Here is a 13,890-nt window from a genome sequence, read left to right on the forward strand (position 1 = left end):
GTGCTCGTGCCATTCGCCCGCGCGATCGATGCCGACATCTACTACGAGGACAGCGGTGGCACGGGTCCGGTGGTGTTGCTCGCCCACGAATTCTTCATGGACCGCACGATGTTCGAGGCGCAGCAGACGGCACTCGCCCCCGAATTCCGGGTCGTCGCGTGGGACGCGCGCGGCCACGGCCGCACCAGGGACCAGCGGCTACCGTTCACCTACTGGACCGCCGCCCGCGACGCGCTGACCGTGCTCGACGCGCTCGGCGTCGAACGCGCGATCGTCGGCGGCACCGCCCAGGGCGGGTTCACCGCGCTACGCACCGCGCTCGTCGCCCCCGAACGGGTGGCCGCGCTCATCCTCATCAGCACCGAAGCCCACGGGCCGACGCGTGAACAGTCCACCGCCACACAGCGTTTCCTCGACGAATGGCACGACCGGGGTTCCCGCGAGGAAGCCGCGACCCAGCTCGCCGACTGGCTCATCGGCGACGACAACCACTACCGCGAGATCTGGACCCGCCGCTGGGTCGGCGACGCGCACAACGGGCTCGACGCCGCCGTCGGGTGCCTGCTCGGGCGCGACTCGGTGCTCGAACGGCTGCCCGAGATCACCTGCCCGGCGCTGGTCATCCACGCCACCCACAGCGGCATCGCCGGAAAGAGGGCCCGCATGCTCGCCGACGGCCTCACCGCCTCCACCTACGTGGAGATCGACGGCGCCCGCCTCGGTGTCACGATGACCCACGCGGAACCGGTCAATGCCGCCATCGGCCGGTTCCTGCGCGAACGGGTGTCACTGGCCCACGTCCGTTAGCGGACGCTGAGCCCGACCTTCTGGAATTCCTTGAGGTCGGAGTAACCGGCCTTGGCCATCGAGCGGCGCAGACCACCGACCAGGTTCAGCGAACCGAACGGGTCGTCGGAGGGGCCGTAGAGGACGCGCTCGAGGCTCGGGCGGTCGGTGGCGCCGTCGGGTCCGTCGAGCCACGACTCGTCGACCGGCAGGAACGAACCGCGCGGCACCGAGGGGTGCGCGGTGGCCGAGGGCCAGTACCAGCCGTGACCCGGCGCCTCGGCCGACACCGACAGCGGCACACCGAGCATCACGGCGTCGGCGCCGCAGGCGATGGCCTTGGCCAGCTGGCCGGAGGTGGCCACATCACCGTCGGCGATCACGTGCACGTAGCGGCCGCCGGTCTCGTCGAGGTAGTCGCGACGCGCGGCGGCGGCGTCGGCGATGGCCGTGGCCATCGGCACACCGATACCGAGCACTTCGCCGGTGGTGGTCGCACCCGGGAAGGAGCCGTACCCGACGATGACGCCCGCCGCACCCGTGCGCATCAGGTGCAGGGCGGTGCGGTGATCGCTCACGCCACCGGCCACGACCGGCACGTCGAGTTCGGCGATGAAGGTCTTGAGGTTGAGCGGTTCGCCGTCACCGACGTGCTCGGCGGAGATGATGGTGCCCTGCACGACCAGCAGCTCGACACCGGCCTGCACCAGTGCGGGGGTGAGCGCGCGGGCGTTCTGCGGGCTCACCCGCACGGCGGTGGTCACCCCGGCGGCGCGCACCTGGGCCACAGCGGCGGCGAGCAGGTCGGGCTGCATCGGGGCGGCGTGCAGTTCCTGGAGTAACGAGATCGCGCGTTCGTAACCCCCCTTGTCGACCAGATCGATCAGCTGATCGATCTTGGCCTGCACATCGGCGTGCCGAGCCCACAGACCCTCACCGTTGATCACACCGAGGCCACCACGACGCCCGAGCTCGATCGCGAACTCCGGCGAGACCAGTGCGTCGGTGGGGTGCGCGAGCACGGGGATCTCGAAGCGGTAGGCGTCGAGCTGCCAGGCCAGCGAGACCTGCTTCGACGACCGCGTCCGTCGCGAGGGAACGATATCGACGTCGTCCAGCTCGTAGGTCCGCCGAGCGACCCGACCCATCCCGATCTCGACCATGTCACGCACAGTTGCTCCCTGTGTCCGGGCGCGCGTGTGCGCGCGTTTTCACAAACCTGACGGCTTGCATGGCTGTGCGCCGGGAGCGTACCCCCCGGCGCACAAACGCATCTATTGTACTCAGCCGCGGCCGGTGTAGTTCGGGGCCTCGACGGTCATGGTGATGTCGTGCGGGTGGCTCTCCTTGAGGCCCGCGGCGGTGATCTGCACGAACTGGGCGCCCTGGAGGTGCTCGATGTTCTGCGAACCGGTGTAGCCCATCGCGGCGCGCAGGCCGCCGACGAGCTGGTGGATCACCTGGTTCACCGGGCCACGGAACGGGACGCGGCCCTCGATGCCCTCGGGGACCAGCTTGTCCTCGGCGAGCACGTCGTCCTGGAAGTAGCGGTCCTTGGAGTAGGACTTGGCCTGGCCGCGTCCCTGCATCGCGCCGAGCGAACCCATGCCGCGGTAGCTCTTGAACTGCTTGCCGTTCACCAGGATCAGATCGCCGGGCGACTCGGCGGTGCCCGCGAGCAGCGAACCGAGCATCACCGTCGACGCACCGGCGGCGATGGCCTTGGCCACATCGCCGGAGTACTGCACGCCACCGTCGGCGATCACCGGGACACCGGCGGGCTTGCACGCGGCGACGGCCTCGAGGATCGCGGTGATCTGCGGCGCACCGACACCGGCCACCACGCGGGTGGTGCAGATGGAGCCGGGACCGACACCCACCTTGACAGCGTCGACGCCCGCCTCGACGAGCGCGGCGGCACCGGCCCGGGTGGCGACATTGCCGCCGACGACCTGGATGCGGTCGCCCACCTCGGCCTTCACCTTGGCGACCATCTGCAGCACCTGCGACTGGTGCCCGTGCGCGGTGTCGACGATCAGCACGTCGACGCCCGCGTCGGCCAGGGTCATCGCGCGCGACCAGGAGTCCTCACCCACACCGATCGCCGCACCGACGAGCAGGCGGCCGTCGCGGTCCTTGGTGGCGTTGGGGTACTGATCGGTCTTGACGAAGTCCTTGACCGTGATGAGCCCGCGCAGGCGGCCGTTGCCGTCGACGATGGGCAGCTTCTCGATCTTGTGGCGGCGCAGCAGACCGAGCGCGGCCTCGGCGGTGACACCCTCCTGAGCGGTGATCAGCGGCGCCTTGGTCATCACCTCGTCGACGCGGCGGTCCTGATCGACCTCGAAGCGCATGTCGCGGTTGGTGATGATGCCGACGAGCGAACCGGTCTCGTCCACCACGGGCAGGCCCGAGATGCGGAAACGGGCGCACATGGCGTCCACGTCGGCGAGGGTGTCGTTGGGACGACAGGTGACCGGGTCGGTCACCATGCCCGCCTCGGACCGCTTCACGGTCTCCACCTGGGCGGCCTGATCGGCGGCCGACAGGTTGCGGTGCAGCACACCCATGCCGCCCGCACGCGCCATGGCGATCGCCATGCGCGCCTCGGTGACGGTGTCCATGGCCGAACTCACCAGCGGGGTGCGCAGCGTGATGTCACGCGTGAGCCTGCTGGAGGTCTCGACGGAGCTGGGGATGAGATCCGAGGCGGCAGGCAGCAACAGCACGTCGTCGAACGTGAGGCCGAGCATGGCGATCTTGTTCGGATCGTCGCCACCCGTAGGAGGGCGCACCGCGATTCGTTCGCCCGACACGGGATTACTCATTCGGATCGACCCCTCCTGGTCGTCGGAGTACCGACGCAGGAGATGACGCGCGTCGGTGCTGAGCGGAAAGCTTGATGGTCGGTGAGAACAAGCTCGCCGACGCCTGCATTCCATGGTATCGGTCGGCCGTGACACGCTGTGCAGTGAGCCCTCGCGCAAAACTTGCCAGGTGCATCGCTGGCGCAGACCGGCCACCACTGCGTACCGTGGGGTTGTGCGTGACCATCTACCACCTGGCCTGCCGCCGGATCCCTTCGCCGGAGACCCCTCCGACCCGTCTGCCGCGCTCGATGCCATCGAGCCCGGTGAGCCGCTGGATCCACATGAGCGCCTCGCGGTCGAGGAAGATCTCGCCGACCTCGCGGTCTACGAAGCCCTGCTCGCCCATCGTGGCATCCGCGGGCTCGTCGTCAGCTGCGAGGACTGTCGGCAAGATCACTACCACGACTGGGACATGCTGCGGGCGAACCTGCTGCAGCTACTCGTCGACGGCACTGTCCGGCCGCACGAGCCCGCCTACGACCCGACGCCCGAGGCGTACGTCACCTGGGACTACTGCCGCGGCTACGCGGACGCCTCGATGAACGAAGCCTTCCACGGCGACGGGTTCGACGGGTTCGACAACTGAGCGCTCACTGATCGGCGGACCGAGCACGTGCGGTCCCGCGTGAGTCGCGCACGCGCCGGACGGCTACCGATACAGACAACACGAAAGAGGCCCCGAACCACAGTGGTTCGGGGCCTCTTTCGTGTCGATCAGGGGGTACCGGGCAGCGGCAGAATCGTCATGGTCGGAACGACCGTCGGGACCTGCGGCGTCGGCGGAACCGCCGTCGGAGCGGTCGGCGGCGGTTCTGCGATGGTCGTCGGGGGTTGGGTCGGTTCGACGGTGACCGGCGGCGGAGTCGGTGGCACCGTGGTCACCGGCGGTGGCGACGGCTCGGTCGGGCGGGGATCAACGGTCTCCGGAGCAGGCGTCAGCATGATCTCCGGCGGCACGGTCGGATCGGTCGTACCCGAGTTACCCGGGTCGATCGGCGCCGCGGGGTCGGTGGTCCCCGGCTTGGCCGGGGACGGAGAAGGCGCGGACGGCGACGAGGACGGCGCGGTGGTACCCGGCAGCGGCGCGGGCGGCAGCAGCGACCCGAGTTCGGGTGCCTGCTTCACCAACTGATCGCGCAGCAGGTTCCAGCGAGCCAGCAGGTCCTCGCGCTTCTTCGGGTCGCTGACCTGATCGGCGGTCGCCGAGGCCTGCTCCAGCTTGGCGCGAGCCTGTTCCGGATTGCCCGCGGCGATCATGTTCTGCGCGGCGGCCAGGTCGTCGTCGGCGCGAGCCACGACGGTGGTCTGTGCCTGTTCGCTGAACACGACTTCCTTGACCCGCCACAGCGGATCACCGGGTGCCGCACTGTAGGAGAACGCCGTGATACCGCCGAACACCACGGCGAGTGCCGCGGCGGACCCCAGCAGGGGCCGGACCAGACGCAGACGTCCGCGCGAGGAGGCTCCGGTTCGAACCTGCCTGGCACCGATCTCCTGATCGACCGCCGCGAAGACGGTGTCGAGATCGGGGCCCGCCGGCATCGGCTCGGCCAACAGATCGGCCCGCCAATCCGCGAGCAGTGACGCCAGCTGGAACTCCTCGGTGCTGTCGGTATGCACCGGTCCGTCGCTCGCGATCGCGTCGATCAGCGCATCGTCGCTGCGCACCGCCGCAATGTCGACCGGACCGGAATCGCCGGCACCCTCGGCGGCGTAGGGACCGCTGTCGTGCGACCCACGCCAAACCTTCCGGTCGCCTCGACCGCGCTCGCCATCCCTAGCCATACATTTCACCTGCCCTCGCCACTTGTGACTTCAGTTTTGCGAGTGCCCTGTGCTGGGCCACCCGTATCGCCCCCGCCGTGCTGCCCACGGCGACTGCGGTTTCCTCTGCTGACAGACCCATCACCAGTCGCAAGATCAGGATTTCCCGATGTTTCTCGGGGAGCGTGGCGAGCAGAGTGTTCATCTGCCTGCTCGTCTCCGAGTCGAGAGCTCGCTGTTCCGGTCCGTGGTCGGTGGATATGACATCTGGTACTTCGGCCATCGCCTCCGCCTTGTTACGGGCGGCATTGCGGTGGGCGTCGGCGACCTTGTGCGAGGCGATCCCGTACACGAAGGCCATGAAGGGCCGACCCTGATCCTGATAGCGGGGCAGGGCGGTCATCACAGCCAAACAGACCTCTTGCGCAACATCGTCCGCGGAGAGCTGCCCGCGCTCCGCGGCACCGATCCGAGCCCTGCAGTAGCGAACCACCAAGGGACGGACCAGTTCCAGTACCTGAGCTAAAGCGGTCCTGTCGCCCTGCGCAGCCGCAGCGACGGCGAGGTCCAACTCTTCGCCCATATGCGTCATCGTCAGAGATTTTCCTGGCGTTACGAGTGGCGCGGTCACATGTGACCGAGCTTCCACCGATGTGGCGGAACGGAACTAACAATAGCGACCCGATGATCACCCGCCAGCGGCCCCGGGTTGTTCTGAGGGTGCTCTCAGGAAGATCGCCGGGCGGCCTCATCGATGGGGCGAACGGAAGTCTCCCCCGAGGGAACGGATACGTACGGCGTGATCTGCGGCTTCGTTCGCGGCGGCCGCCGCGGCGGGTGGCTCCGCGGCCACTCCGGCGCGCAGCATCGCGCACGCCCAGCGCAGGGGCAGCAGGGCGTTGTCACGGCACTCAGAGTCGATTTTCTCGGCCAGTCGCGCGGCCGCCGCGAGCTCTCCCGCGGCGGCGGTGGCGGCCGCGACGAGCAGTGCCGATTTCACCCGGTGCCGCACCGACGGAAGGTCCTCGGCCAGCGCGGCGGCACGAGTGGCGTCGTCCAGCGCGAATTCGCCGCGGGCCAGCGCGGTTTCGGCGCGGACCCAGTGCCAGCGCACCCGCGCCCGCGCAGGCGCCTCGTCGAGCAGCGGTTCCACCCGGCCGAGCAGCCGGGTGGCGAGGGCGAGGCGGCCGGTGCCGAGCGCGTCGGCGGCCAGACCGGTGTAGGCGTCGGCCAGGGCCTCGGCGCGGGCGGCTCCGGTCGCGGCGCAGGCGAGGCGGGCCGCGCGCCCGTCGTTGGCGGCGGCGGCACCGTGCCAGCCGAGCTGACGCAGCAGCGAGCCCGTGGTGCTCTCGACCAACGAGGCCAAGCCCGGATCGAGGCGGGTGCGGGCGAGTACCCGCAGGTCGGCGCGGGCGGCGGCGTAGTGGCCCTGGCCACCGAGGGCGACCGCCCGGTGCCAGCGCGAGCGCGGGTCGGCAGGCTCCGGCAACTGCGCAGCGGCCCGGCCGGGGGTGGGACCGAATGCTGTCGAAGCGAGGATTTCGGAACCGATATCCGCCGATGAGGCCGCAGTATGCACGCGGTGACTCTAGCTCCCGATGGTCCTCGTCGTTTCTCGTGATATGTCACGACCGCGGCCGGGCAGCAACCGTTCAGCTTTTCTTTCCGTGGCCGATGTTGCCATCAGGTAAATCTCCGCTCCCGGATGCCCCCGGTGCAAAGTCTCGAATTCACATGCGTTTCTCGCAATTAACCTGAGGGTCCTCTTTGCGCCATGTCCGAGGTTACGGTCGCGGGAGCCACTGTGACCCGGCACACCGCGCTGAGCGGGGCATCGGGGCCCTCGAAATGCATCGAAAAGGCTGTCACCAGGGAAAATAGCCGTGCGCTTACACAGACCCACTCGACCCATCCATAGCCAACCGAACAGTATGGACGGACGAGGAGTGAAATGTAAACAGTTCGCAGGTTAAATTTCAGCGTTGATGATTTGCTGAACCAATGCGCTGAACTATTGACGGAATTTCCCGCCGAGCCCTAACGTAGCTCATCGCCGGGGACGGCGCCGCGCGAAATTGCAGCGACCATCCACTCGGCACCGTCAGGCACCGTCGAGCCGGCCACTCAACCGAGTGGCCGCGTTGACCTGCCGCACCACTCGCTCGACAACGCTGACGAGCTCGCACCACAAGGAGTTCACCATGCCCATGCCCACCCACCTCCCCGGTCCGAACGCCGACGTCTGGGATTGGCAGATGCGTGGCTCGTGCCGCGGCCAGGACTCGGCCGTCTTCTTCCACCCCGACGGCGAACGTGGCCGCGCCCGCACCGCGCGCGAAATGCGCGCCAAGGAGATCTGCCGGGCCTGCCCCGTGCTCATGCAGTGCCGCACCCACGCCCTCAAGGTCAGCGAGCCCTACGGCATCTGGGGTGGCATGTCCGAGACCGAACGCGAGATGCACGCCCGCCGCAACCGGCGGCGCATGGCGGTCTAGAACCCTGCGCGGAACCCTCCGCAAATCCGTTCCCATCCATCCTGCGTGGGGCGCCGAATTCCTAGCAAACAGCTGGCACCCGATTCGAGGCACCCCGCTCGCAGGGGTGTCATAGCCTCGGGCTACATTCGTGACCGATGACACAGAATGGGTTCCGAAGCGAAGCCTTCCCACCGAGCGTGGATTCTGCGGTTACCGCACGCGCGGCCGAAGGAGTCGAGCTAGCTGCACTGTTGGAACGATGCGGCCTTGCCGACCAGCAAGCCTTTGCCGAACTGTACGACCGGACCTGCGCCCGCGTCTTCGGCCTGATCCTGCGGGTGCTCCACGACCCCGGGTACGCCGAGGAGACGACGCAGGAGGTCTACCTTCAGATCTGGCGCACCGCAACGAGTTTCGACCCCGCCAAGGGGTCGGCGGTGACCTGGCTGATGACGCTGGCCCACCGCCGCGCGGTCGACCGGGTTCGTGCCGAGCAAGCCCACACCCAGCGCGAGGTCGCGTACGGGATCCGGGTACTCGGTCACGAATTCGACGAGGTCACGGAGGAGGTGGAACGCAGACTCGAACAGCAGGCCGTCCGGCGCGGGCTCTCGACTTTGACCGAGACCCAGCGCGAGGCGATCTCGCTCGCCTACTACGGCGGGCGGACGTATGCGGAGGTAGCTCAGCACCTCGGCATCGGATTACCGACCGTTAAGTCCCGTATTCGGGACGGATTGACACGACTGAAGAAAAGTTTGGGGGTGACGTGAGATGAACGACGCTCAGATCGATCTCGCGCACACCGTCGCGCTCGGATTGATCGACGACGAAGACCATCACGCGATCCAGACCATCATCGATACCGAAGACCCCACCCTGTGTACCGAGTTTCTGCACGAGATCCGCGCCACCCGCGCGGCTCTCACCGAACTCTCGGAACTCACCGCCACCCCACCACCCCCGTCTCTGCGCGCTCGGCTACTGGCCGCGATCGAGGCCGAAGAACCACCCGTAGCCAGCTAGGCGCACAACGAAAGGCCCCCGGACCGCAACGGTCAGGGGGCCTTCGTCATGTCAGGTCAGTGCGCGTGACCGTGACCGTGCTCGTGGTCGTCGGCCTCTTCGGCAGGCTTCTCCACGATGGCGCTCTCGGTGGTCAGGATCATCCGGGCGACGGACGCGGCGTTCACCACGGCCGAACGGGTGACCTTGACCGGGTCGACGACACCGTCGGTGAGCAGGTCGCCGTAGGTGAGGGTGGCGGCGTTGAAGCCTTCCTTGCCCTCGGCCACCTTGCTGACCACCACGGCGCCGTCGAGGCCCGCGTTGGTGGCGATCCAGAACAGCGGCGCCTCGAGGCCCTTGCGGACCACCTCGACGCCGACGGCCTTGTCGCCGGTCAGCGAGTCACGCAGCTCCACCAGCGCGGCGGCGGCCTGGACCAGCGCCGAACCACCACCGGGGACGATGCCCTCCTCGACCGCGGCCTTGGCGGCGGCGACCGCGTCGTCGACGCGGTACTTGCGCTCCTTGAGCGCGGTCTCGGTGGCCGCGCCGACCTTGATCACCGCGACGCCACCGGCCAGCTTGGCGAGGCGCTCTTCGAGCTTCTCGCGGTCCCAGTCGGAGTCGGTGGCCTCGATCTCGCGGCGCAGCTGCGCGCTGCGGGCCGCGATGTCGGCCTCGGTGCCCGCACCGTCGATGAGGACGGTCTCGTCCTTGGTGACGACGACGCGACGCGCCTGGCCGAGCTGCTCGAGGGTGGCCTCGCGCAGGGTGACGCCGAGATCGGGGTTGATCACGGTGCCACCGGTGACGACGGCGAGGTCGTCGAGGAACGCCTTGCGGCGGTCACCGAAGAACGGCGCCTTCACCGCGACGGCCTTGATGGTCTTGCGGATCGAGTTGACCACCAGGGTCGACAGCGCTTCGCCGTCGACGTCCTCGGCCACGATCAGCACGCCCTTGCCGGACTCGGCGATCTTCTCGAGCACCGGAAGCAGGTCGGGCAGCGAGCTGATCTTGTCGCGGTGCAGCAGGACGTAGGTGTCCTCCAGCACGGCCTGCTGGGTCTCGGGGTCGGTCTGGAAGTAGGGCGAGAGGTAGCCCTTGTCGAACTGCACACCCTCGGTGACGACGAGTTCGGTCTGCGTGGTCGAGGACTCCTCGACGGTGACCACGCCGTCCTTGCCGACGGTGGTGAGCGCCTTGCCGACCATCTCGCCGATCTCCTCGTCACGCGAGGAGACGGTGGCGACCTGGGCGATGGCCTGGGCACCCTCGACCGGGGTGGCCGCGGCGAGCAGCACCTCGGACACCTTCTCGGCGGCGAGCGCGATGCCCTGGCCGAGCGTGATGGGGTTGGCGCCCGCGGCGACGTTCTTCAGGCCGGCGCGCACGAAGGCCTGGGCCAGCACGGTGGCGGTGGTGGTGCCGTCGCCCGCGACGTCGTTGGTCTTGGTGGCGACGCTCTTGACGAGCTGGGCGCCGAGGTTCTCGAAGGGGTCCTCGAGGTCGATGTCACGCGCGATGGTGACACCGTCGTTGGTCACGGTGGGGCCACCGAACGCCTTGGCCAGGACCACGTGGCGGCCGCGCGGGCCGAGGGTGACCTTGACGGCGTCGGCCAGCTTGTCCACACCGCGTTCCAGTGCCCGACGAGCCTGCTCGTCGAACCGGATCTGCTTGGGCATCTAAAAGCTCCTGTGTATTAACGCATTCCGCCCCGGGGTCACGAAGACGCCGGGGCGGAACGCTGGTGCGGCGTCGGCCTTACTTGGTGACGACGGCCAGGATGTCGCGCGCCGAGAGGATGAGGTATTCCTCGCCCTGGTACTTGATCTCGGTGCCGCCGTACTTGCTGTAGATGACGACGTCGCCTTCCTTGACATCGACGGGGATGCGGTCACCCTTTTCGGTGATCCGGCCCTCGCCGACGGCGATGACGGTGCCCTCCTGCGGCTTCTCCTTGGCCGTGTCCGGGATGACCAGGCCGGAGGCCGTCGTCGTCTCGGCCTCGTTGGCCTGGACGAGGATCTTGTCCTCGAGCGGCTTGATGTTCACGCTCGCCACGTTGAGCCCTCCACTTTCAGGGGAATTCGGTTGTCCGGAACTGTTGCCCCGGACCGGGTTCGGTTCAGCATGCGACCCTGCGCGCAGGCCCCGTCGTCGCGGGTGCCGGGACTCCGAGCCCAGTAGTCGTCGATGGCACAAGCACAGCTACACAGTGCCGACTAGCACTCTATACGCGAGAGTGCCAGCGCTCAAGGTCGGGTTCTGCCAATGTCGCATTATCGACACGCCCGCGCGTAATGGTGATCTTCACATCGACCGACTGAATCTGTAACGTTCGCATAACAGGCTGTGACAGAGTATGCATATCGTTCCATTCGAGATGGTCGGCCTCCGTTGGAACCATCCGCTCGAAGGGAGGTGAACATGCGAACATCCCTCGGCATTTCCGCCGGGAACGAGGTGGTGTGCTCGGCTCTGGTCGCCACCGCTCCATCCGGCGAACAGAACTTCGACTACCGCGTCGTCTCCGCCGACGCCGCCCACTCCGACCTCGGCGACCTCGTGTCGTCGTCGATCGAACTGATGACCAACCAGTTACCCGTGTCCCAGCAACACGTGGAGCTGGATGGCGAACCGCTCGGACGCTACTCCACCGGCGCGCACCGCCGTGCCGTCGCCACGCGCTCGCGCCCACCGACCAGTGTGGCCGTCGCCTACCGCAACCGCGAGCAGGCCCAGGCCATCCGGGCCGCGTGTTCGCACCACCGCGATCTGCGCCTGGTCCCCGAAGGCACCGCCGCACTCGCCTATCTGCGCAATACCGGTCTGCTCGACCGGTATTCGACCGTGGCCGTGGTCGACCTCGGCGCCACCGGCCTCACCGTCACCGTGGCCGACCAGGCCGACGGCACGGTCCTGCACACCGAACGCACCCCGACCCTCAGCGGCAACGCCATCGACGAGCTGATCTACCACCACCTCGTCGATCTGCACTACGCCCGGCGCGGGACCAGGCCCAACCGCCAGACCCTCACCAATCGCGGCCGCGCCGCCAAGGAACACCTCACCGTCGCGCCCGCCGTCACCATCGACCACGTGGCCGGGCAGCCGCTGAAACTCACGCGCTCCGATTTCGAAGAGCTCATCGGCGGGCTGCTGCGCAATATCGCGGTGTTCTCGGCCTCGGTGTTCACCAGAGCACCGAAGTACCCCGAGGCGGTCGCGGTGATCGGCGGCTGCGCGAACATCCCCAGCGTCGTCGACACCCTCGACGCGCGCCTGGACGTCCCCGTGGTCACGGTGCCGGATCCCGAGGCCGTGATCGCCAAGGGCGCTGCCCTGCTCGCCGACGCGGCGGCACCCTCGGGTCTACAGGTGGCCACCCTCGGTGACGCGCCGAGCGGCACCTTCGCCAAGGTGATCGGCACGCTGGCGGGCGCGGTGGTCGTGGTCGGGCTGGTGATCGGTTACGGCGTGCGGACCATCTCGCCGGATGCCCCCGACGTGACGCCCGCAGGCACCAGCAGCACCGTGCGCCAGCCGCCGTTACCCGTGGTGCCGCAGGCACCGACACCCACCTATCGAGAGAGCACCGACCGCACCGGGGCCACCGTGGCCCCGCCGGCCGTCGAGTCGCCCGCTCCCACCCAGGCGCCGACCACCACGACACCGCCGACGTCCACACCGTCGACCACCCCCGCGCCGTCCCCGTCGACCACGACCACGGCACCGACCCTGCGCCCCGACCCGAACCTCCCGCAGATCCCCTACCCCGAATCACCGGGCGGCATCAACAGCGGATCCGGTCGCGGCCAGCAGCGTCCGTCGACCCCGAACACCTCACCCACCCAGGCACCGGCCAGCGGCAGCCTCGTGGTTCCGCCGACAACAGGCGTAACCCCGCTCGTCCCGGTCGACTAGCACCGGAGATCTAGCGCAGCGCGCTCACCGACACCGGGAGCCCGGGGTCCGTCGCCACCGTCAGCTCCGCGGGTTCGGCGCCCGCCGCGATCACATGCGCGCCGAGGGCCGCGATCATCACACCGTTGTCCGTGCACAGACGCGGCTTGGGCACCCGCAGGGTCAATCCGGCTGCGGCGCAGCGCTCCTCGGCCAGCGAGCGGATCCGCGAGTTCGCCGTGGCACCGCCGCCGAGCACGATCGTGTCGACACCGACATCGGTCGCCGCGCGCACCGCCTTCATCGTCAGCACATCGGCCACGGCCTCCTGGAACGACGCGGCGATATCCGGGATCGGCAGCTGTTCGGGCGTGATGCCCTGGCGCTGCGCGGCTTCCACGTATCGGGCGACGGCGGTTTTGAGGCCGGAGAAGGAGAAGTCGTAGCGGGCGTCGCGCGGGCCGGTCATGCCACGCGGGAAGGCGATGGCGCGCGGGTCACCGTCCTGTGCCATGGCGTCCAGCGCGGGGCCACCGGGGTAGCCCAGACCCAGCAGCCTGGCGACCTTGTCGAAGGCCTCGCCCGCGGCGTCGTCGACCGTGCTGCCCATTTCGGTGATGGGCGAGCCGAGATCGCTCACCTGCAGCAGATGCGTGTGCCCACCCGACACGAGCAGCGCCACCGCGGGCGGCAGCGGACCGTGTTCGAGGGTGTCGACCGCGACGTGCCCGCCGAGGTGGTTGAGCGCGTAGAACGGCACGTCCCAGGCCGCCGCGTACGCCTTGGCGGCCGCGACACCGACCAGCAGCGCACCGGCGAGACCGGGCCCGATGGTGACCGCGAGCGCGTCCGGCTTGCTGATCCCGGCGGCGGCCAGCGCGCGGCGCATGGCGGGCACGATCGCCTCGAGGTGCGCGCGCGAGGCGATCTCGGGCACCACACCGCCGAAACGGGCGTGCTGGTCGACGCTCGAGGCCACCTCGTCGGCGAGCAGTTCGACCGACCCGTCGGGGTGACGGCGCACGATGCCGACTCCCGTTTCGTCGCACGAACTCTCGATCCCCATGACGATCACG

The 13,890-nt window shown here is 68.8% G+C and carries 14 protein-coding genes; 6 read left to right on the forward strand and 8 right to left on the reverse strand.

The window, feature by feature from the left end; genetic code table 11:
* The first annotated feature begins 6 nt into the window (after positions 1-6).
* Entirely contained in the window at positions 7-807 is an 801-nt protein-coding gene (locus NI2_RS14100; RefSeq protein WP_067491192.1) for an alpha/beta fold hydrolase, read from the forward strand.
* On the opposite strand, the gene NI2_RS14105 is transcribed toward NI2_RS14100, so the two are convergent.
* Positions 804-1,958, reverse strand: a complete 1,155-nt coding sequence (locus tag NI2_RS14105; protein WP_067490875.1) for a GuaB3 family IMP dehydrogenase-related protein — start codon at positions 1,956-1,958, stop codon at positions 804-806. The two genes, NI2_RS14100 and NI2_RS14105, sit on opposite strands and share 4 nt — an antisense overlap.
* Before the next feature lie 111 nt (positions 1,959-2,069).
* The gene (guaB, locus tag NI2_RS14110) at positions 2,070-3,614 is read right to left on the reverse strand and encodes an IMP dehydrogenase (protein ID WP_067490877.1); all 1,545 of its coding nucleotides are present in this window, start codon (positions 3,612-3,614) and stop codon (positions 2,070-2,072) included.
* 214 nt (positions 3,615-3,828) lie between these two features.
* On the opposite strand from guaB, the gene NI2_RS14115 reads away from it, so the two are divergent.
* Positions 3,829-4,242: a DUF5319 domain-containing protein gene (locus NI2_RS14115; RefSeq protein ID WP_022567296.1), complete on the forward strand. Its 414-nt coding sequence runs from the start codon at positions 3,829-3,831 to the stop codon at positions 4,240-4,242.
* A 128-nt stretch (positions 4,243-4,370) separates the two neighbouring features.
* Here NI2_RS14115 and NI2_RS14120 read toward each other — a convergent pair whose 3' ends face one another.
* The 3 genes from NI2_RS14120 to NI2_RS14130 all read right to left on the reverse strand — a co-directional run bounded on the left by NI2_RS14120 (position 4,371) and on the right by NI2_RS14130 (position 6,999).
* A complete protein-coding gene (locus NI2_RS14120) occupies positions 4,371-5,324 on the reverse strand; it encodes an anti-sigma-D factor RsdA (RefSeq protein ID WP_084476425.1) in 954 nt (317 codons plus the stop codon).
* A gap of 109 nt (positions 5,325-5,433) precedes the next feature.
* Positions 5,434-6,012, reverse strand: a complete 579-nt coding sequence (locus tag NI2_RS14125) for a sigma-70 family RNA polymerase sigma factor (protein WP_067490881.1) — start codon at positions 6,010-6,012, stop codon at positions 5,434-5,436.
* Between the two features lie 156 nt (positions 6,013-6,168).
* Positions 6,169-6,999, reverse strand: coding sequence for a hypothetical protein (locus NI2_RS14130; RefSeq protein WP_067490883.1), 831 nt, complete (start codon positions 6,997-6,999; stop codon positions 6,169-6,171).
* 622 nt (positions 7,000-7,621) lie between these two features.
* On the opposite strand from NI2_RS14130, the gene NI2_RS14135 reads away from it, so the two are divergent.
* From NI2_RS14135 to NI2_RS14145, 3 genes are all read left to right on the forward strand, one after another.
* Positions 7,622-7,915 (forward strand): WhiB family transcriptional regulator, encoded by a 294-nt coding sequence (locus NI2_RS14135; protein ID WP_022567299.1) that lies wholly within the window; start codon positions 7,622-7,624, stop codon positions 7,913-7,915.
* Positions 7,916-8,094: 179 nt separating this feature from the next.
* Positions 8,095-8,670, forward strand: a complete 576-nt coding sequence (locus NI2_RS14140) for a sigma-70 family RNA polymerase sigma factor (protein WP_067490885.1) — start codon at positions 8,095-8,097, stop codon at positions 8,668-8,670.
* 1 nt (position 8,671) lies between these two features.
* The gene (locus NI2_RS14145; RefSeq protein WP_067490887.1) at positions 8,672-8,923 is read left to right on the forward strand and encodes an RskA family anti-sigma factor; all 252 of its coding nucleotides are present in this window, start codon (positions 8,672-8,674) and stop codon (positions 8,921-8,923) included.
* Positions 8,924-8,979: 56 nt separating this feature from the next.
* Here the strand turns inward: NI2_RS14145 and groL are convergent, their stop codons facing one another.
* Entirely contained in the window at positions 8,980-10,593 is a 1,614-nt protein-coding gene (gene groL / locus NI2_RS14150; protein WP_067490889.1) for a chaperonin GroEL, read from the reverse strand.
* 79 nt (positions 10,594-10,672) lie between these two features.
* Positions 10,673-10,972 (reverse strand): co-chaperone GroES, encoded by a 300-nt coding sequence (gene groES / locus NI2_RS14155; RefSeq protein WP_067490891.1) that lies wholly within the window; start codon positions 10,970-10,972, stop codon positions 10,673-10,675.
* Positions 10,973-11,338: 366 nt separating this feature from the next.
* Here groES and NI2_RS14160 point away from each other — a divergent pair, with 366 nt between their 5' ends.
* A complete protein-coding gene (locus NI2_RS14160; protein ID WP_067491194.1) occupies positions 11,339-12,835 on the forward strand; it encodes a DUF7159 family protein in 1,497 nt (498 codons plus the stop codon).
* A 10-nt stretch (positions 12,836-12,845) separates the two neighbouring features.
* Here NI2_RS14160 and tsaD read toward each other — a convergent pair whose 3' ends face one another.
* Positions 12,846-13,889, reverse strand: a complete 1,044-nt coding sequence (tsaD, locus tag NI2_RS14165; RefSeq protein WP_067490893.1) for a tRNA (adenosine(37)-N6)-threonylcarbamoyltransferase complex transferase subunit TsaD — start codon at positions 13,887-13,889, stop codon at positions 12,846-12,848.
* Between the last annotated feature and the right edge of the window lies 1 nt (position 13,890).

Origin of the sequence: Nocardia ignorata NBRC 108230 (assembly GCF_001612905.1) — a bacterium.
GTDB classification, from domain to species: domain Bacteria; phylum Actinomycetota; class Actinomycetes; order Mycobacteriales; family Mycobacteriaceae; genus Nocardia; species Nocardia ignorata.